The organism is Methylobacterium longum (assembly GCF_022179385.1).
GTDB classification, from domain to species: domain Bacteria; phylum Pseudomonadota; class Alphaproteobacteria; order Rhizobiales; family Beijerinckiaceae; genus Methylobacterium; species Methylobacterium longum.
Window position 1 is genome coordinate 70,743 of the sequence record NZ_BPQS01000022.1, and the last position, 18,717, is coordinate 89,459.

At 70.9% G+C, this 18,717-nt stretch carries 14 protein-coding genes; 6 read left to right on the forward strand and 8 right to left on the reverse strand.

The features are described from left to right. The first annotated feature begins 30 nt into the window (after positions 1–30). Together MFF58_RS18815 and MFF58_RS18820 are read left to right on the forward strand one after the other, a co-directional pair. Positions 31–1,476: an MATE family efflux transporter gene (locus MFF58_RS18815; protein WP_238290348.1), complete on the forward strand. Its 1,446-nt coding sequence runs from the start codon at positions 31–33 to the stop codon at positions 1,474–1,476. Between the two features lie 277 nt (positions 1,477–1,753). Next, on the forward strand, positions 1,754–2,575 hold the full coding sequence (locus MFF58_RS18820) for an oxidoreductase (RefSeq protein WP_238290351.1): 822 nt from the start codon (positions 1,754–1,756) through the stop codon (positions 2,573–2,575). 180 nt (positions 2,576–2,755) lie between these two features. Here the strand turns inward: MFF58_RS18820 and MFF58_RS18825 are convergent, their stop codons facing one another. The 7 genes from MFF58_RS18825 to MFF58_RS18855 form a co-directional block, all read right to left on the reverse strand. After that, the gene (locus tag MFF58_RS18825) at positions 2,756–3,940 is read right to left on the reverse strand and encodes a sensor histidine kinase (protein WP_238290353.1); all 1,185 of its coding nucleotides are present in this window, start codon (positions 3,938–3,940) and stop codon (positions 2,756–2,758) included. Positions 3,941–4,199: 259 nt separating this feature from the next. Further along, a complete protein-coding gene (locus tag MFF58_RS18830) occupies positions 4,200–5,831 on the reverse strand; it encodes an ABC1 kinase family protein (protein ID WP_238290355.1) in 1,632 nt (543 codons plus the stop codon). A gap of 211 nt (positions 5,832–6,042) precedes the next feature. Continuing rightward, entirely contained in the window at positions 6,043–6,744 is a 702-nt protein-coding gene (locus tag MFF58_RS18835; RefSeq protein WP_238290356.1) for a molybdate ABC transporter substrate-binding protein, read from the reverse strand. Positions 6,745–6,959: 215 nt separating this feature from the next. Then, positions 6,960–8,762 (reverse strand): P-loop NTPase family protein, encoded by a 1,803-nt coding sequence (locus tag MFF58_RS18840; protein WP_238290357.1) that lies wholly within the window; start codon positions 8,760–8,762, stop codon positions 6,960–6,962. Between the two features lie 198 nt (positions 8,763–8,960). Continuing rightward, positions 8,961–10,049, reverse strand: a complete 1,089-nt coding sequence (locus MFF58_RS18845) for a branched-chain amino acid aminotransferase (protein WP_238290358.1) — start codon at positions 10,047–10,049, stop codon at positions 8,961–8,963. Positions 10,050–10,140: 91 nt separating this feature from the next. Further along, entirely contained in the window at positions 10,141–11,901 is a 1,761-nt protein-coding gene (locus MFF58_RS18850) for an ABC transporter ATP-binding protein (protein ID WP_238290359.1), read from the reverse strand. Between the two features lie 93 nt (positions 11,902–11,994). Further along, complete coding sequence (locus MFF58_RS18855) at positions 11,995–12,516, reverse strand: Spy/CpxP family protein refolding chaperone (protein ID WP_238290360.1); 522 nt, start codon at positions 12,514–12,516, stop codon at positions 11,995–11,997. 179 nt (positions 12,517–12,695) lie between these two features. Between MFF58_RS18855 and MFF58_RS18860 the strand changes: the two genes are divergently transcribed. The 4 genes from MFF58_RS18860 (at position 12,696) to MFF58_RS18875 (ending at position 18,262) form a co-directional block, all read left to right on the forward strand. Beyond that, complete coding sequence (locus tag MFF58_RS18860) at positions 12,696–13,649, forward strand: metal ABC transporter solute-binding protein, Zn/Mn family (protein WP_238290361.1); 954 nt, start codon at positions 12,696–12,698, stop codon at positions 13,647–13,649. A 220-nt stretch (positions 13,650–13,869) separates the two neighbouring features. Further along, positions 13,870–15,618: a heparinase II/III family protein gene (locus tag MFF58_RS18865; protein ID WP_238290362.1), complete on the forward strand. Its 1,749-nt coding sequence runs from the start codon at positions 13,870–13,872 to the stop codon at positions 15,616–15,618. 71 nt (positions 15,619–15,689) lie between these two features. After that, complete coding sequence (purH, locus tag MFF58_RS18870) at positions 15,690–17,288, forward strand: bifunctional phosphoribosylaminoimidazolecarboxamide formyltransferase/IMP cyclohydrolase (protein ID WP_238290363.1); 1,599 nt, start codon at positions 15,690–15,692, stop codon at positions 17,286–17,288. Between the two features lie 743 nt (positions 17,289–18,031). After that, positions 18,032–18,262 (forward strand): hypothetical protein, encoded by a 231-nt coding sequence (locus tag MFF58_RS18875; RefSeq protein WP_238290365.1) that lies wholly within the window; start codon positions 18,032–18,034, stop codon positions 18,260–18,262. A 12-nt stretch (positions 18,263–18,274) separates the two neighbouring features. On the opposite strand, the gene MFF58_RS18880 is transcribed toward MFF58_RS18875, so the two are convergent. Then, positions 18,275–18,421, reverse strand: a complete 147-nt coding sequence (locus tag MFF58_RS18880) for a hypothetical protein (protein WP_238290367.1) — start codon at positions 18,419–18,421, stop codon at positions 18,275–18,277. Between the last annotated feature and the right edge of the window lie 296 nt (positions 18,422–18,717).

The window sequence follows — 18,717 nt, forward strand, 5'->3', positions numbered from 1 at the left end:
CCCATTCCATGAAGCCGTGAGGCCCCCATCGTGGACATCCGAACGCGTCGCGTGCTCGAGGCGCCCCTCCTGCCGACCCTGGCCCGAATGGCCGTGCCGAACGTCGTGGTGATGGTCGTCCAGACTTCCATCGGTCTGATCGAGACCTACTTCGTCGCCGGGCTCGGGACCGACGCCTTGGCCGGCATGGCCCTCGTCTTCCCGGTGGTGATGCTCGTCCAGATGCTCTCGGCCGGCGGCATGGGCGGCGGCATCCAGTCGGCGGTCTCGCGCAACCTGGGCGCCGGACGGCTCGCGGAGGCCGGCCTTATCGCTTGGCACGCCGCCGCCATCGGCCTCGGACTTGGCGTTGTGACCAGTCTTCTCGCGTTGCCCCTGGGACCGGGCCTCTACGCGCTGATGGGTGGAACCGGTGGCTCGCTCGAGGCCGCGACCGCCTACGCGAAGGTCGTCTTCGGGGGGGCAATCCTGATCTGGCTGTTCAACGCACTCTCGGCGGTGATCCGCGGTACCGGCAACATGGCGCTCCCGGCCGGCGTCACCTGCGTCGGGGCGCTCGTGCTGATCCCGCTCTCGCCCGCGCTGATCTTCGGCTGGGGGCCGTTCCCGAAGCTCGGGGTGGTGGGCGGAGGCGTCGCCTTCGCGGGCTACTACGCCGCCGGCTCCGCCGTCTTCGCCGCCTATATCTGGTCCGGTCGCGGCGTGCTGCACCCGAGCCGGGGTCTGCCTCGGCTGGCCTGGACGCCGTCCCGCGAGATCCTCCGCATCGGTCTGCTGTCGGGCATCGCCAGCATGACCTCGAACGTCACGGTCATCGCGGCGACCGGCTTCGTCGGGACGGCGGGGCCGGCGGCCCTCGCGGGATACGGCACCGGCACGCGGCTGGAATATCTCCTGGTCCCCCTCGTGTTCGGTCTCGGCTCGCCGATCGCCGCCCTCGTCGGCACCGCCCTCGGCGCCGGGGATCACGCGCGCGCCCGACAGGCCGCCCTGACCGGGGCCATCGCCGCCGGCGTCCTGACGGAGGCCATCGGCCTCGCGGCCGCCCTGTACCCGGCCGCGTGGCTCGGCCTGTTCGGGGGCGATCCGGCGATGCGCGCCACGGGCGCCTCCTACCTCCGCATCGTCGGGCCGTTCTACGGGTTTTTCGGGGCTGGCCTCGCTCTCTACTTCGCCGCCCAAGGTGCCGGTCGCGTCGGCTGGCCGCTCACCGCGAGCCTTCTCCGGATGGGCGTGGCGCTGGGAGGAGCCTGGGTCGCGGCATCGCTCGGTCTCGGTCTGCCGGGGATGTTCGCTGCTCTGGCGGCCGGGTTCGTCACCATGGGCCTCGTCAACGCGACGGCCTTCGCGGCGGGCAGGATGATCCTGATCAAGGCTGCCCCCGGGATGCTAGTTGCGTCCCGGACCCTCGCGTCGGGAGCGGGCCTCGAACGCCCGGTCGGGTCGTCCGGACCGGAGCCGGTGCGCACGACCTGACGCGTGGCGTCGTGACGACGCGATGCCGACAGGAAGCCGAAGGCCCTATCCCGGGAACCGGGTCAACCCGGCAACGGGCGGCATGATACGCCGTCGCCTTCGCGTTCGAAGCTCAGACGTCTCCACCGAGGTGCCACCGAGGGGCATCCTGTCCAGCCCGGTGCGCCAACGCACCGAGCCACCAGACCAACGCCGTTTCCGCTTGTCAGGTTAAATTACATATATAATCTATTTTGGCGGGTCGACCTTCTGAACCGCCGCCGCGGAGAAGAACATCGTGAACCAGACATCCAGCAAAACCGCCATCGTGACCGGAGCGTCCTCTGGCATCGGACTCGAAACCGCCAGGGCCCTCCGGGCCGCCGGCTACCGCGTGTTCGGGACGAGCCGGAAGCCCGTCCCCGCCGCGGACGCCGCTATCCGGATGCTCGCCTGCGACGTCACCGACGACGCGTCCGTCGCCGCCATGATCGAGACCGTCTTCGGTGAGACGGGCCGCATCGACCTGCTGGTCAACAACGCCGGCTTCGGCATCAGCGGTGCCGCCGAGGAATCCTCCATCGCGCAGGCTCAGGCCATGTTCGACGTCAACGTGTTCGGCATCATCCGGACGATCCGCGCCGTCCTGCCGATCATGCGAGCCCAGGAGAATGGCCGCATCGTCAACATCAGTTCGGTGATGGGCCTGATCCCGGCGCCGTACATGGCCCTGTACGGCGCCAGCAAACATGCGGTCGAAGGCTACTCCGAATCGCTGGACCACGAGGTCCGCGGTCAGGGCATCCGGGTCGTGCTCGTCGAACCGGCCTTCACGCGCACGGCTTTCGACCGGAACTTGGTCCGGTCCGACACGCAGCTCGACGTGTACGACCTCGAACGCGCCGGGAGGGACCACTTCATCAGCGCGGCCATGAAGACCGCGGATGCGCCCGAAGTCGTGGCGACCGTCGTCCTGACTGCGGCGACGGCGGCGGCGCCGAAGCGCCGCTACACCGCCGGATCCAAGGCGCGGCAGATCAGCCTGCTGCGCAGGTTCGTGCCGGCGGGTGCCTTCGACAAGAGCTTCCGCAAGGAGATGCATCTGCCCGCGGTGCCGTGACGTCGAGCGGCGCGGGGGCCCCACCGGCGCGACCGGTATCCGGCCTGCGGGTGTAGCCCGCGCGTATCCGGCGGATCCCGGATGCACGTAGGGAGCGGGTGGGCCGGTCCGAAGGCGACTGAACCGTCCGCGCCGTCACGCGCGCCTCCTGACGGCGCCGGACACTCGCTCACCCCCACCTCACCCCATCGTCACCGCGTCGAGGGGGGCCACGAACGTCAGCACCGCTCCGGTCGGCGGATAGGTGAGATGTGCGGTGCCCCCGAAGCCATGCGCGAGGCTGCGGGCGATCAGGCGGGTGCCGAAGCCTGTGCGGGTCGGCGGGGTCACCGGCGGTCCGCCGGTCTCCACCCACCGGAACCCCAGCACCAGGCCGCCATCCGCCTCCGAGACGTCCCAGCTGATGCCGACCTGTCCGGCGGCGACCGAGAGCGCGCCGTACTTGGCGGCGTTCGTGCCGAGTTCGTGCAGCATGAGCGCCAGCGTCATGCCGTGGCGCGGTCCGAGGGTCAGTTCGGGGCCCGCGACCTGGAACCGGTCCGCCACGCCGTCCCCGTGCAGGGCGACCGCACCCGCCACCAGGGCCGGCAGGGACGCCCGGGCGAAGGAACCCTGGAGAAGCACGTCGTGGGCTTGGGCCAGGGCGAGCAGCCGGGCGGCCAGGGCATCGCCGGCGGCTTCCAGCGACGGCGCCGTGCGCATGGTCTGGGCCGCCACGGCCTGGACCAGGGCCAGAGTGTTCTTCATCCGGTGGGCCAGTTCCTGCATGAGCAGGGTCTGCCGCGCCTCGGTCAGCTTCAACTCGGTGATGTCGCGCGATACGGCGAGGATGCGTTCGGAGCAGCCGGGGGGCGCGCCGATCGGCGTCACGGCCACGTCCCACCACCGCACCGTGCCGCCGGTCTCAAGCTGGGCCTGGAACCGGCTCGTCCCGCCCGTCCGCGCCCGGTCCAGGGCCTCGACGACCACGGCGCGGTCCTCCGCGCGGGTCCAGACGTCGATCCACGGGCGGCCGATCACCTCCGCCTCGTCAGGCGCCCCGAACAGGGCCGGGCCGCCGGCGCTGGCCGTGATCAGGCGGCCACCGCGGTCGAGCAACTCCAGGTAGTCACTGGCGGTGCCGCGGCCGGGCTGCGCGCCGTCGCGCCGCCGGACGGGATCCTCGGCCCGCTCGGCGAGACGGCCGGCCTCGACGCGGCTCGCGGCCTCGACGATGCGGCCGAGCCGCCGGCTGCGCTGACGCTCCCGGTCCGCCTGCGCGGTGGCCTGCGCGAGCAGCGCGCGCAGGCGCCTGTTCTCCGATTCCAGGATGTCGAGGCGCAGGTCCGCCCCGTCCATCCCCGGCAACACGAGGCCCGCATCCATCGCCCGCCCCCTCGTCTGCCGGCGGTGCGCCCATGCGCGGCGCCCGGCTGGAGGTCCACCGATCGCGCGGGACGGCGACGGCATGTCGGAAGCCGGGCGTCACCGGCGGCTTGAACCGCTTCTGGTGGCACGCCCCGCCCGCGACCGGGCGACTCGTTGGATGTCTCACGCTAGCACGGCGGAGGGGATCGTCAATCGATCTCCGTATTTGCCGGCCCGCGAGACGGTCCAAGCTCTGTCGAGTTCGTGACCGAACCGGCTACTTGTTTCTCATCAGCAGCACGAGCCAGCCGATCCCGAGCACGAAGATAATCAATCCGATCGAGACGAAGACCGGCGTGCCGAGGTCGATCAGCCGCGGCGCGAGCTGGGTCGCGAAGGCGGCCACGACCAGCGCCACGGCGACGCGCGCGGCGGCGCGCTCAATGCCGCGGGTGACCTTGTCGAGGCCCTTGATCTCGATCTCGACGGTGACGCGGCCCTGCTTCAGCCGCACCAGCATCAGGTGGATCAGGGTCGGCAGCTCGGACGCCGCGCCGTAGAGGCCCACGCCCAGGGCCTCGGCCTTCTGCTTGAGGGCGGAGAGCGAGAACTGCGTCTGCATGCTGGCCCGGACCGTGGGACCGGCGGCGGCGAACAGGTCGAAACTCGGGTCGAGGTGGCGCATGACGCCGTCGGCGGTCACCAGCCCCTTGAACAGGATGGCGAGATCGGTGGGCATGGCGAGGTCGTTCTCGCGGGCCATGTTCATGAAGTCGGTCAGCACCAGCCCGAGATTCAGCGGGATCGAGGAGTGACTCTCCACGAAGGACTGGGCCGAGACCTGAAGGCGGGTCAGGTCGGGGTTGCTGGTGCCGGTCCAGTCGAGGAGCACGGCCATCAGGCCGTCCGCGTCCTGCTTGAGCATCGCACCGATCAGCACGAGGAGCTGTGAGCGTCGCCGCTGCGACAGGCGACCGATGATGCCGAAATCGATGAAGCCGATCCGGTTGCCGGGCATCGCCAGCATGTTGCCGGGATGCGGATCGGCGTGGAACACGCCCTCGATCAGCGCCATCTGCAGGAACGCGTCGGTGCCCTTCTGGGCGAGCAGCTTCTTGTCCACCCCGGCCGCGCGCAGGGCCGCCTCGTCGTTGGGCGGGATGCCGTGGATGAAATCCTGCACCAGCACCCGCTCGGAGCAGTACTCCCAGTGGATCTTCGGGAAGACGATGTCGTCGCGGTCCTCGAAGATCTGGGCGAGCAGCTCGCAGTTGCGCGCCTCGTTGAGGAGGTCGAGCTCGCCGTTCAGCCCCTCCGCGAGGTGGCGCATCTGCTCCCGCGGCTGGTAGCGGGCCATGTCGGGCCACTCGTTCTCGACGATGCGGGCACCGTGGGCCATGAGGCGCAGGTCCGCCTCGATGATCTTGCGCAGGTTCGGACGCAGGACCTTGACGATCACGTCCTCGCCGGTGTGCAGCCGCGCCCGGTAGACCTGGGCGATCGATGCCGAGGCGATCGGGTCCGTGTTGAACTCGGCGAAGACCTCGTTGGGCGACGCGCCGAGATCCAGCTCCAGCTGCGGGCCGATCTGCTCCCACGACACCGGCACGACCTGGCTGTGGAGCTTCTGCAGTTCCTCGGTCCAGGCCGGGGACAGCAGGTCCGGCCGGCTCGCCAGCACCTGCCCGAACTTGATGAAGGTCGGTCCGAGCGCCTCGATCGCCCGGCGGAGCCGCTCGGGCTCGGACAGGCGGGTGACGTCGACCCGGGGCTGGCGCCGCGGCAGCAGCGGCAGGTAGCGCAGGCCGAGCCGGTCCACGACGCGCGTGACGCCGAAGCCGATGAGGATCGTCGCGATCTCCGACAGCCGCTGACGGTCGCGGGCGGCAACGAAGGCTGTCTTCAGCATGAAGGGGGCGATCCGGTCGGACGGGATTGGGCGTCCGGACAGCACGAGCATAAGGACTTTTTTGCGGTCGCGATGCCCGCGTGGACCGTCAGCGGCACGATATCGCGCGGTCGGACGGGCGGCGCCGGAGGCCGCGCGCCGCGCCGCCGCAGGTCGCTTCGCCGCGCTGGGGAGGTCGAAGCGGATCCGGCCCTCCCCATCGGATGACGGGTCAGAACGCCGGTTCCAGACCGCTCGCGCGGTACGCCGCGGCGGCCTCCGGCGTCGTCAGGCCGGCCAGGAAGCGGGCTGCCCCGGCGCGGTCGGTCGCGCCGCGCAGGATCGCCGCCGCGAAGGTCGTCACCTCCTGCACCGGCTCGGGGAAGGGCCCGACCACCTCGATGCCCGGCACCACCATCAGTTCGCTGATCTGCTGGACCGCGATGTCGGCCTCGCCGGAGACGAGTTTCTCCGCGGTGAAGCCCTGGGGAATGATGGTCGCCCGCGCGTTGACGGCCTCGGCGAGGCCGAGCCGCGGGAGGAGCCCGGCGAAGTAGATGCCGCTGGCGCCTGCGCGTGAATAGGCCACGGAGCGCGCCTCCGTGAGGGTGCGCTTCAGCGCCTCGACGGTCGTGATGTCCGGATGCGGCGCCCCGGCCTTCACGGCGATGCCGTAGCGGGAGCGCACCGCGTCGATCCGAGTCTCCGGCTCGACGCGGCCCTCCGCGACCAGCCGGTCCATGGCGTCCGACAGAACCAGCACCGCGTCGGCGGTCTCGCCCGCTTCCAGGGCTTTCATGATGACGGTGGTCGGCGCCCAATGGATGGCCGCCCGGGCTCCCGACGCCTCGAAGGCCGGCACCACCTGGGCGTCGAAGGCGCCGCGCACCACCAGGGCGCATTTCAGCCGCGTCGCGTTCTGCTCGTCTGCCATGCCGAATTCCATCATCCCGTCTGAGAAACCGCCGGCCTGACGAAGCGTCAGGCCGCGCGTGGTTTGTACGGTCCGCGATATCGCGTGCAGCAACATCGGATGTGTCAAGCGTCGGCGCGCAGGTGAACGCGGCCGCGGGCGTATCCGGGCGCGGTGAAACGCCCGTTCGAGGCCGGCCCGGCCCGGCGAAAGCCGGTCCTCCCGGCGCGATCCGCTCAGTCCGCGGCGAGGCCCCTTCCGGGCCCCCAGGCGCCCAGCGTCGGCTGATCGGCGGGGCTCAGGGTCTCGTCGAGGGCGGCGACGTCCGCCGGATCGACCGGAATGCCGATCAGCGTGCGCACCGCCGCCCATTCCGGCCCATCCTCCACCGCGGCGAGGGCGTCGCGGTCGAGTGCGGTGATCCGTCCCCGGTCGAGCCGCAGGATCGCCCGGCCGGTCTCGGCCTGCACGAAGCGGACGGCCGCCATCCGCCGGACGCAGGCGTGCAGGAACCCGGTATTGGCGGCCGCCGACAGGTCCGCCCCTTTGAAGACCGCATCGGGCCCGCGGGCGAAGATGTCGACCTTGCGGAAGCGGTCGATGTCGATCAGCCCCTTCACGTCGAGGATGTTGAGGATCCCGTCCGCCCAGAACGCGATGGTGCGAGGGCGCTGGTCGAGCGGCACGCTGTTGTCGAGGAACTCGCACACCACCTGCTTGTCGCGGGCGAGCGCCCAGTTGAAGAACAGGCGCGGCATGCCGGTATAGGCCTCGACGTTGTGGGCCAGCAGGTCCTCGACGGCCTTGTAGCGCCCGAACAATTCGCCGCGCTTCCAGGCCCGCTCCACGGTGTCGGCCGGAGGCGTGACCATGAATTGCATGTAGACCCGGTCGCCGAACCGGGTGAGCAGCTGGCCGCCGCCGTCGGAGCCGGCCTCGGCCTGGAAGCTGTCGAACCGGAAACGGTCGATGAGCAGGTTCGAGATCCGGCGCTCGGCCGCCTTGCGGGTGACGTAGCGGTCGAGCTTCATGTCGACGATCTCGACCTCGTAGCCCGTCAGCGTTCCGGCGTAGCGGGCGGCCGGCCCGAGGCTGTCGTAGTCGAGGAGATACTTGCGCCAGACATCGGGGGTGATCACCGCGAAGTCGGACCACGCCATGCCGAGGCGCCGGGCAAGGCCGAGCTGGTAGGGGCGGATCGTGCTCTTGCCGGAGGCCGAGGCGCCCTTGACGTTCATCACGACCGGATGGTCCTGCGGCGCAAGGCGGCGGTAGCCGCGGGCGTCGACCACCGCGGCGATCCAGGGCTCGATCTGCTCGCCGATCCGGCGGCTGCCGTAGCCGTTCGAGACCAGCGTCCCCGCGAGGGCACGCAGGAGGGCCGCGTCGCGGATGACGGCGTTCTGACGGGCGATGAGGCCGGACACCACCGTGCGCAGGGCCTCGCAGGCGGCGATCTCCAGGCCGTCGCCGGATTCGGCGGCGCGGCGCTGCCAGGTTTCGAGATGGCGCAGTGCCCGCGTGGCGAGATCCTCCCGCGGGGCTTCGGCCGCCGGCGGGCGGCGTCCGAGGAGACGGTCGAGCCAGCGCGCCTCGGGTGGCGCCGCCGCCGGCCGCTCGTCCAGGATGGCGGCGATCTCGCGGGCGAGCACCGCATCGGCCTCGGCGCGGATCCCGGCGAGGGCGGCCTCGACCTCGCCGAGGCGAGGCTCGACGCCCTCGCGCAGGATCGTGGCGACGATGGCCCGGAAGTTCACCCCGAGATCCGCGTAGACCGCACCGACCGGCACGGACAGGTCCGACATGACCCGGATCAGGACCTCGTGGACGACGAGGCGGCCGGGCCGGAAGCGGGTGAGCTGGCGGGCCGGCAGCCCGCAGAGGTCGCTGAGGTCCAGGGCGTCGCGGAGCGGCGTCTCGACGTGCTCTGGCCGGTAGACGGTGACGAGCGGCAGGAAGGCGGAGGGCAGGTCGGACCGGACGCCCGGGTTCCAGGGCCCGATCGGGGGTTCGGATTGATGGGCGACCGCATCCATCATGGTCGCGTCTCCCTTCCCCCTCTGCCGGGCGGGGTGGCTCCCGGAGGGTGTCGGGCCGAGACCTCGCCCCGCCGCGCCCCCTCCCGACGCAGGGGCCACCGCGCTCCGCGGCGGGAGGAAGGGACGCGCGTGGAAGATCCGGCGCGCGCGCCGGGCAGGCCCGACGCCCGCCCCTTCGTTGCGAGCCGGCGAGAGGTCCTAGAAGATCTTCTGGAACCAGCCATGGGCGTCATGGGTGTTGCCCCGCTGGATGTCCACCAGCAGGCTCCGCAGCCGCTGGGCCACGGGCCCGGCCTTGCCGGTCCCGATGGTGAAGCTCTCCTCCCGGCCCTTCACGGTGCCGATCGGCGTGATCACCGCGGCGGTTCCGCAGGCGAAGGCCTCGGTCAGACGGCCTTCCCGGACGTCGGCCCGCCACGCGTCGATCGTGTAGGGCTCCTCCTTCACGGTCAGACCGGCCTCCCGCGCCAGCGTCAGCACCGAATCGCGGGTGATGCCGGGCAGGATGCTGTCCGAGAGCGGAGGCGTGACCAGGGTGCCGTCCTCGAAGACGAAGAACACGTTCATGCCGCCGAGTTCCTCGATGAAGCGGCGCTCGGCCGCGTCGAGGAAGACGACCTGCTCGCAGGCCTGGGCGGCGGCCTCCGACTGCGCCGCGAGGCTCGCGGCGTAGTTGCCGCCGCACTTGGCCGCTCCGGTGCCGCCCGGTGCCGCGCGGGTGAAGTGCTCCGAGATCCAGACCGTGACGGTGCCGGTCGGATCCTTGAAGTACGAGCCCACCGCCGAGGCGATCGTCACGAACAGGTATTCCGACGCCGGCTTGACCCCGAGGAACGCCTCGCTGGCGATCATGAAGGGCCGCAGGTAGAGGCTACCATCGGGGGTGTCGGGGATCCAGGCGCGGTCGATCTCGACGAGCTTGCGCATCGCCTCCACGAAGGCGTCCTCAGGGAACGGCGCCATCGCCATGCGCTCAGCCGAGCGGCGGAAGCGCCGGGCATTGGCCTCGGGCCGGAACAGGGCGGCCCCGCCATCGGCGGTCCGGTAGGCCTTCAGCCCCTCAAAGATCTCCTGCGCGTAGTGCAGCACCGCGGCCGCGGGATCGAGCGGGATCGCCTCGCGCGCCTGGATCCGCGCGTCGTACCAGCCGCGGCCGGCCGAGTAGCGCGCCACCACCATATGGTCGGTGAACACCTTGCCGAAGCCGGGATTCGCCATCAGCCCGGCCCGCTCTTCGGCGGTCCGGGGGGCGGGATGACTTTTGATCTCGAACGTCAGGTCGCTCACGGTGTGGTCCTCATCGGCTGAGGTTCTTATGGCGCGCTCCGGCGCGCGAATCTACGGAGCCGGCGCATGATGGTGTCGCCGCGCGTGCGCGTCACTCCGTCGTGGCGATCTCCGACAGCTGAAGCCGGTGCAGGCGCGCGTAGGCCCCACCGGCGGCGATCAGATCGTCGTGCCGCCCGGTCTCGACGACGCGCCCCGCGTCCATCACGGCGATCCGGTCGGCGTCGCGCACCGTCGACAGGCGATGGGCGATGACCAGGGTGGTGCGGCCCCGCATCAGCCGGGACAGCGCCTCCTGGACCAGCCGCTCCGACTCGGAATCGAGGGCCGAGGTCGCCTCGTCGAGGAGCAGGATCGGCGCATCCTTGAGGAAGGCGCGGGCGAGCGCCACCCGCTGCCGCTCGCCGCCGGAGAGCCGGCCGCCTGCCGGGCCGACGCGGAAGTCGTAGCCTTCGGGCAGGGCGGTGACGAAGGCGTGGGCCGCCGCGGCCTGGGCGGCCGCCTCGATCTCCGACCGCGCGGCGCCGGGCCGGCCGAACCCGATATTGGCCGCGATCGTGTCGTCGAAGAGGACCACCTCCTGCGAGACCACGGCCACCGCGGCGCGCAGGGAGTCCAGGGTCACCGCTCGGACGTCCTGGCCGTCGATGGTCACGGCGCCGCCGGTCACGTCGTAGAGCCTGGGGACGAGGTTGAGCAGCGAGGATTTCCCGGATCCCGAGCGCCCGACGAGGGCCGTCACCGAGCCCGCGGGGGCCGCGAGGTCGATCCCCTCCAGGGCGGGCGCGTCCGGACGGTAGCGGAAGTGGACGCCCGAGAACCCGATCGCCCCGGCGGTCACCGTCAGCGGGCGGGCGCCGGGCGCCTCGCGGATGGCCGGCGCCTCGTCCATCACGTCGAAGTAGCGCCGCAGCGCGGCGGCGGCCTCCTGCAGGATGGCGTTGAGGTTCCCCAGCGCCCGGGCCGGCTGTGCCGCCAGCAGGAGCGCCGCCACGTAGCCGGTGAAGTCGCCGACCGTCTTCTCGCCGGCCAGTACCCGCTGACCGACGAGCACCAGCACGCCGGCCACCGCGATGCCCCCGCCGATCTCCAGGAGCGGGTCGAGGCGCCCGCGCGCGTTGGCGGCCTTCATCTTGAGGCGGCGCACCTCGTCGAGGGCCGCGGCGGCACGGCCCTTGAGGTAGGCTTCCATCGCGTAGGTCTTGGCGACGCGGGCGCCCTGGAGGCTCTCGGAGATCAGGCTGGCGGTGGCGCCCATCTGCTCCTGCGTCGAGGTCGAGACCCGCCGGAGCTTCTTGCCGATCCGCCCGATCGGGCCGGCCACGAACGGCACCGTCACGCCGGCCACCAGGGTCAGCACCGGATCCATCCAGATCAGCGCCGCCACGAGGCCGATCAGCATGGCGATGTCGCGCAGCAGCACTGTCGAGATGCGGGTCAGCGCCTCCTTGATGAAGGCGAAGTCGGTGGTGAAGCGCTGAGTCAGCGCCGCCGGGCTCTCGCGGCCGAGCTGGGCGAGGTCGGAGTCGATCAGGTGCCCGTAGAGCGCCGCCTGCATGTCGGCCTCGACCCGGGTGACCACCCGGTTGGTCAGCACCGTCTGGCCATAGAGGGCGAAGCCCCGCGTGGCCGTGACGACGATCACCACCAGCGGCCCATAGGCGATCGCCGCCGCATCCTTGCGGTCGAAGGCGTCGAAGGCCGCCTTGATCAGCGCCGGGTAGAGCCCGGTCGAGGCGCCAACGAGCGCGACCAGCGCCAGCACCACCGCGAGGGTGGCCCGGTGCGGGTACAGCCAGGTGCGCCAGAGCCGGGCGAGGAGGGGAGCCGTGTCGCCGGGGAGGCGCGCCATGAGACCTACCGGGTCGGATCCGTGCCGCCGTCCGAGCAGGATGCGCGGCGGCAGCGGTGTGCCGCCGCCGCCGCCGCGGATCAAGGCTTTTGGTCAGCGGTCCTCGCCGCGCGGCCCGCTGGCGTCGTCGTGGCCGCGGCGCCAGCCGCCGTGCTGGGGCCCGCCCATTGGCCGCGCGAGGATCATGGCGCGCCGCTTCTGGTCAACGTCCAGGCTGGCATAGAGCGGCTGCGACGCGTCGGCGAGCTTGCGCAGGGCCTCGCCGCGCGCGGTCGCGGCATCCGCCATCGCCCGCAGGGCGGCGGGGGCATCGTCGCCGAATCTGGGGCGGTCGCGCATCGCCTCACGGCGCTGCTGGCGCAGCTTGGCCATGTCGCGGATCGCCGTCTCCACCGGCGGCCACAGCTTCTCCTGGTCGCCGGTGAGCTTCAGGCCGGCATGGAGGGCGGCGATGCGCGCATCCGTGAAGGCCGCGCGATCCTCGGGGCTCAGCGCGCTCCAGCGCCCGTGGCCGCGAAAGCCCTCGGATCCTGGCTCGCGCGCGGCGGCGGCGCCCGCGAGACCCAGGCCGAGGGCACCGGTGACGAGGAACGCCGCTCTCAAACGTCGGGACATGGAAACCTCCGTCTCACGCTCGGGGCGCCGTCGCCGCAACGGACTCCGACGGTCGCCCCAGGCTCTCCATCTGGCGCCGGCGATGTATCCCGCTTGTGTATGTAACAATGTTACATTAGGTCAGCGGGACGGGATGGAGCGGGAGGCGAACGGTGCGGCGCGCAGCGAGAACATGGCGGATGGCGGGGCTCGCGATCCTGTCCCTGTGGCTGGGCCTCGCAGGGCCGGCCCGGGCCGCGGGGGAGGGCGCGCCGGTCCGGGTGGTGGCGAGCTTCTCGATCCTCGGCGATCTCATCCGGCAGGTCGGCGGCGCGCAGGTGGCGGTGACGACGCTGGTCGGGCCGGATTCCGATGCCCACGGTTTCAGCCCGTCGCCCGCCGATGCCCGCAAGCTCGCCGAAGCCGACATCGTGTTCGTCAACGGCCTGGGCCTGGAGGGCTGGCTGGACCGGCTGATCCGTGCCTCCGGTACCCGCGCGCCGGTGGTGGTGGCCTCCGCGGGCGTGAAGCCGATCCCCGCCGAAGGCGGCCACGGCGACCATGATCACGGCGGCATGGATCACGGCGGCATGGATCACGCGGGACAGGATCACGGCGACCACGCCGTCGACCCGCATGCGTGGCAGGACCTCGCCAACGTCCGGATCTACGTGGCCAACATCCGGGACGGGCTCGCCAAGGTGGATCCCGGCCACGCCGAGGCCTACCGGGCTGCCGCTGCCGGCTACCTCGCCAAGCTCGATGACCTGGAGCGGGATGTGCGCGCGGCGATCGACTGCATCCCGGCGGAGCGGCGGCGGATCATCACGAGCCACGACGCTTTCGGGTATTTCGCGTCGGCCTACGGCCTGCGCTTCGTCGCCCCCCAGGGTGTGTCGACCGACAGCGAGGCCAGCCCCCGGGACGTGGCGGCGATCATCCGGCAGATCCGCCGGGACCGCGTCCCCGCGGTGTTCCTGGAGAACATCAGCGACCCGCGTCAGATGGCACTGATCGCCCGTGAGAGCGGGGCCCGCATCGGCGGCAAGGTCTTCTCCGATGCCCTGTCGCGGCCGGACGGGCCGGCCCCGACTTTTCTCGACATGATGCGGAGCAACCTGCGGGCGTTCTCGGCGGCGCTGGCGCCCGGCTAGGGCGCATCGGTCCGAGTTTTTCCGACGGCGACGCGACCCGTGATGACCCCGCCGCCGCCCGGGACGGCGCGCTTTCGCCTCTACCGGGTCGGGCATGACATAACGTAAACCGGCGGTTAAGAGGCCCCCACTAGCCTTACAGAACGGGTGCCAGCCGATCCTCGTGCGCGAGGGCTCGAGGCCTTGGGGCCTTGTGAGAACGGCGTGGCTCGGAGATCGCGTGGCTTGGGGCCCTGACCGCTGGCGCTTCTATCGGCTCGTCGGACGCGAGGCGGCGCGGTCGTTCCGTGCCGTCGGCGCCAGCCTCACCGCCCCGCCCGACATCCTCGCCCGGATGCGGGTGACCGGGCTGGTGATCGCCCCGCAGGACCTGCGCACCTCGGACGCGACCTTCGCGGACGACATCTATTCCGGCCTGTTCGTCTTCGCCGGCCGCTCGTTGGCGGCGAGCGGGGGCTCGCCCTTCGACTACGCCGCGCCCTCGTCGGAATGGGCCGACGAGCTCTACGGCTTCGGGTGGCTGCGGCACCTGCGCGCCGCCGACACGGCCCTGGCCCGCGCCAATGCCCGCGCCTTCGTGGCGGATTTCATCGCCGGCCGGGGCGATCCGGCGCTCGCCCGCCAGACGCCGGTGGCGGCGCGGCGGCTGATTTCGTTCCTGTGCCAGTCGCCCCTCGTGCTGGAGGGAGCCGACCACGGTTTCTACCAGAACTTCCTCAAGGTGATCGCTCGCAACGCGCAGCAACTGGAGCGCGACATCCGGCGCGGCGTGCCGCCGCAATGGCGCCTGAACGCCGCGGTGGCGCTCTGCTACGCCGGTCTGTGCTGCGACGGAATTCAGCCGATCCTGCGTCGCGCGACCCGGATCCTGTCGCGGGAACTCGACCGGCAGATCCTGACCGACGGCGGCCATCGCTCGCGCGACCCGCGCTTCGCCATGGAACTGCTGCTCGATCTGCTGCCTCTGCGGCAGAGCTATCTCAGCCGCAGCGTCGAGCCGCCGATGGCCCTGCTGCGGGCCATCGACCGGATGCTGCCGCTGCTGCGGCTGCTGCGGCACCCGGACGCCTCGCTCAGCCACTTCAACGGCATGGGCGCCACCGACGCCGACCACCTCGCGACGCTGCTCGTCTACGACGGCGCGCTCGCCCGGCCGCTGATGCACGCGCCGAATTCGGGCTACGAGCGCCTGGAAGGCGGTCGCGTGGTGATCGTCGCCGATGTCGGCGCGAGTCCGCCGCTGCCCTACTCGCTGAACGCGGGGGCCGGCTGCCTGGCCTTCGAGATGTCGAGCGGACCCCAGCGCATCGTGGTCAATTGCGGCCTGCCGGCGAGCGGGCCGGACCTGCGTCTCCTCGCGCGCTCGACGCCCGCGCATTCCACCGCCACCGTGGCGAACGCGTCCTCCTGCCGGTTTCTGACCCGCACCGGGTGGTGGGGCGAGCGCCAGCTCGCCGACTGGCTGATCCGGCGGCGCGGGTCCGTGGTGCTGAGCGGTCCGTTGTCGGTCGCGGCCGAGCGGGCCGAGGACAACGACAGCGTCGTGCTGGCCGCCCGGCACAACGGCTACGGTCCGGAATTCGGCATCGTGCACGAGCGCCGCTGGCAGCTCTTCGCCGCCGCCGCCCGGCTCGAAGGGCGGGATGCCTTCCTGCGCCAGGGCAAGGGGACCGGCCGCGGGCGGATGCGCGGCCACGACGTGGCGATCCGCTTCCACCTGCATCCCGGCATCGCCGTGCGGGGCGTTCCGGAGGGGCTCGAACTGGCCTCGGCCCTGGGCGAGATCTGGACCTTCCGTGCGGAGAATGCCGAGATCGGACTGGAGGAGAGCGTGTACTTCTCGGGTCTGACCGGACCGCGCCGCACCGACCAGATCGTGCTCCACCTGCGCGTCTCCGAAGACGTCGAGGTGCGCTGGAGCTTCGAGCGGCTGGCAGCCGCGCCGCTGCGGGGCGTGGCGCCGGCCTGACCGGACCCGCTGGCCCGGTTCCCCGTTTCCATGCTACCGCGCCCGAAGATCTCGAATTTCGGCACGAATCCATGGCGCACGATCAGGTGCGGGTCTCCCGCGCCCTCCTCTCGGTCTCGGACAAGACCGGCCTCGTCGACTTCGCCCGGGCGTTGCACGCCCGCGGCATCGCGCTGGTCTCGACGGGCGGCACCCACCGGGCCCTGAAGGAGGCCGGGCTGCCGGTGACGGAGGTCGCCGACCTGACGGGCTTCCCCGAGATGATGGACGGCCGGGTGAAGACCCTGCACCCGGCGGTGCATGGCGGCCTGCTGGCCATCCGCGACAATCCCGAGCACCAGGCGGCCCTCGCCGCGCATGGGATCGGGGCGATCGACCTGCTGGTGGTGAACCTCTACCCGTTCGAGGCCACCATCGCGGCCGACAGGCCGGATGCCGACTGCATCGAGAACATCGATGTCGGCGGGCCGGCGATGATCCGCGCGGCAGCCAAGAATCACGCGGACGTGGCCGTGGTGACCGACGTGTCGGATTACGCCGGCGTGCTCGCCGCGCTGGAGGCCCATGACGGCGCTATCGGCGCCGACCAGCGCCGCAAGCTGGCGCAGAAGGCCTTCGCCCGCACGGCGGCCTACGACGCCGCCATCGCCAACTGGATGGCCGGCCGCTTCGGCGCCGACGAGCCGGCCCTGTTCCGCGCCTTCGGCGGCACCCTGGCGCAGGGGCTGCGCTACGGCGAGAACCCCCACCAGACGGCCGCCTTCTACAGGGCGCCGGGGCGGGTGCGGCCGGGTGTGGCGACGGCCCGCCAGCTCCAGGGCAAGGAGCTGTCCTACAACAATTTCAACGACACCGACGCGGCCTACGAGTGCGTGGCCGAGTTCGACGCCGAGCGGACGGCAGCGGTCGCCATCATCAAGCACGCCAATCCCTGCGGCGTCGCCGAGGGTGCGAGCCTGCTCGAGGCCTACGAGCGGGCGCTCAGCTGCGACCCGACCTCCGCCTTCGGCGGCATCGTGGCGCTCAACCGGACGCTGGACGCCGAGGCGGCGCGCAAGATCGTCGAGATCCTCACCGAGGTGATCATCGCCCCCGACGCGACGCCCGAGGCGGCGGCGATCATCGCGGCCAAGAAGAACCTGCGGCTCCTGCTGGCCGGCGGCCTGCCCGATCCGCGCGCGCCGGGCGAGACCGTGCGGACCCTCGCGGGCGGCCTGCTGGTCCAGGGCCGGGACGCGGCGGTCGTCGACGACATGCCGTTCAAGGTCGTGACCCGCCGCGCGCCGAGCGACGCGGAACTGGTCGACCTCCGGTTCGCCTACCGGGTCGCCAAGCACGTGAAGTCGAATGCCATCGTGTACGCGAAGAAGGGCGCAACCGTCGGAATCGGGGCGGGACAGATGTCCCGGGTCGATTCCTCGCGCATCGCCGCCTGGAAGGCGGCCGAGGGCGCCAAGCGGCTCGGTCTGTCGGAGAGCCTCGCGATCGGATCGGTCGTGGCATCTGACGCCTTCTTCCCCTTCGCGGACGGCTTGATGACCGCCGCCGAAGCGGGCGCCACGGCCATCATTCAGCCCGGCGGCTCGCTTCGCGACGCGGACGTGATCGCCGCCGCCGACGCGGCGGGGCTCGCCATGGTGTTCACCGGCCACCGCCACTTCCGCCATTGAGCGTGTGCCTGGCCGGGACTCGCCGGTCCTGAAGCCGATCCTGCGATGCGGCGTCGGCCGTCCGGGCCGGTTCCGGGCCCCGCGTCGATAGCCGAGGACTCCTCCGAGGTTTCGGCCGTGCGGCGGCATCGCGCAACGGGATCCGCGATATCTTGGCCGCGCGGGTTGTCGCGCGGGTTCCTCTTCCCCCTGGGCGCCCACGGGATTCCCGCGCCCATGCCGGAGCGGCAGGACGGCGTGTGATGCCGCAAGCCCGAGCCGGACAGGGGGCCGTGGCACCGCTCCCGCCGGCTGGGCAGGCCGTGCCGTGCGCCCGGCCTCCAAGGGACCGGGGGCTCGAGGCAGCCTCGGGCAGTGCTCCCGGTCAAGTCTCGTCCACAGCAGCGTGACGGACCTCGATCACCGGGATTGCACGACTGGCCGGCGTGATCGGATGCCCGTCGGGGCGGCGCGTTCACGAATCGTCGGGATCGGGTCGCCGGATCTCAACCGCCGCAACCGGCCTCCCGCTTACCGAGTATTGAGCTTCAGGCAGGCGCGAAATTGGAGATAAACGGAATTGCATTATCGAAGGGTACGACGACGTCTCCGATGCGAATTCAATATCGTTGTTCGACGCGCCCGGTCAGACCGTGAGGATCGGGCCCGAAGGCTTGCTATTTCATTCCCGTGCCGGCATGTTTACGGAGTCGGTCGAGTCAATGTGCACAAGACTACTAAAATTATAGACACCAGGTCGTGAAATGCTGGTCGCTGCGATGTTGTTCGGGGTCGGATGGCTGATCGGTCGTGTTTTCACCGCCGTCATCCTGTTGATGACGTCGTGCGTCATCATGTTAACTGCGCTGACGATCTTCGCCAGTGTCTATGGGCTCGATCTCCTTCATGTTCTGATCACGCTCGGATACCTCGCCGCCCATCAATCCGGCTACCTGCTGGGCGCCTATTGCAACGATTTCCAGGAACACAACTGACGTCGCCCGCCGTCACCACCACCAGACGAGCCGTCCAGCCTCGGTGTTGATGGCGAACCAGATGGCGATCGTGGCCGCAAACCAGCCGAGCACAAATGCAAGTGGTGGCCGAGATCCGGCTTTGCGCCGCAGGTTCGCCGTAGCATCGCGCACGTTCAAATCCTGAGTTCCTATCGAAAGGCAGCCCTATACGGCCGAGAGCCCATTCTGGTTCCCCTGGTCAAGGGCCTTAAGGTGCGAACAGTGGTTTTTGGTGCTCAGATCGATCCTTCCCAGACCGCATCCGGAGTAGATCTGGCTTCGATGATCGACGACATACTGCCGGGAACATGACTACGATCAAACACGTGTGATCTTTATTCGGGTTTGAATTTGCTCAATGCCGGTTCCGAAAATCGGTATCATTCGATCATTCTCGCGATCATCGCGATAGCCAACGGCGAGCCGACGCGCAC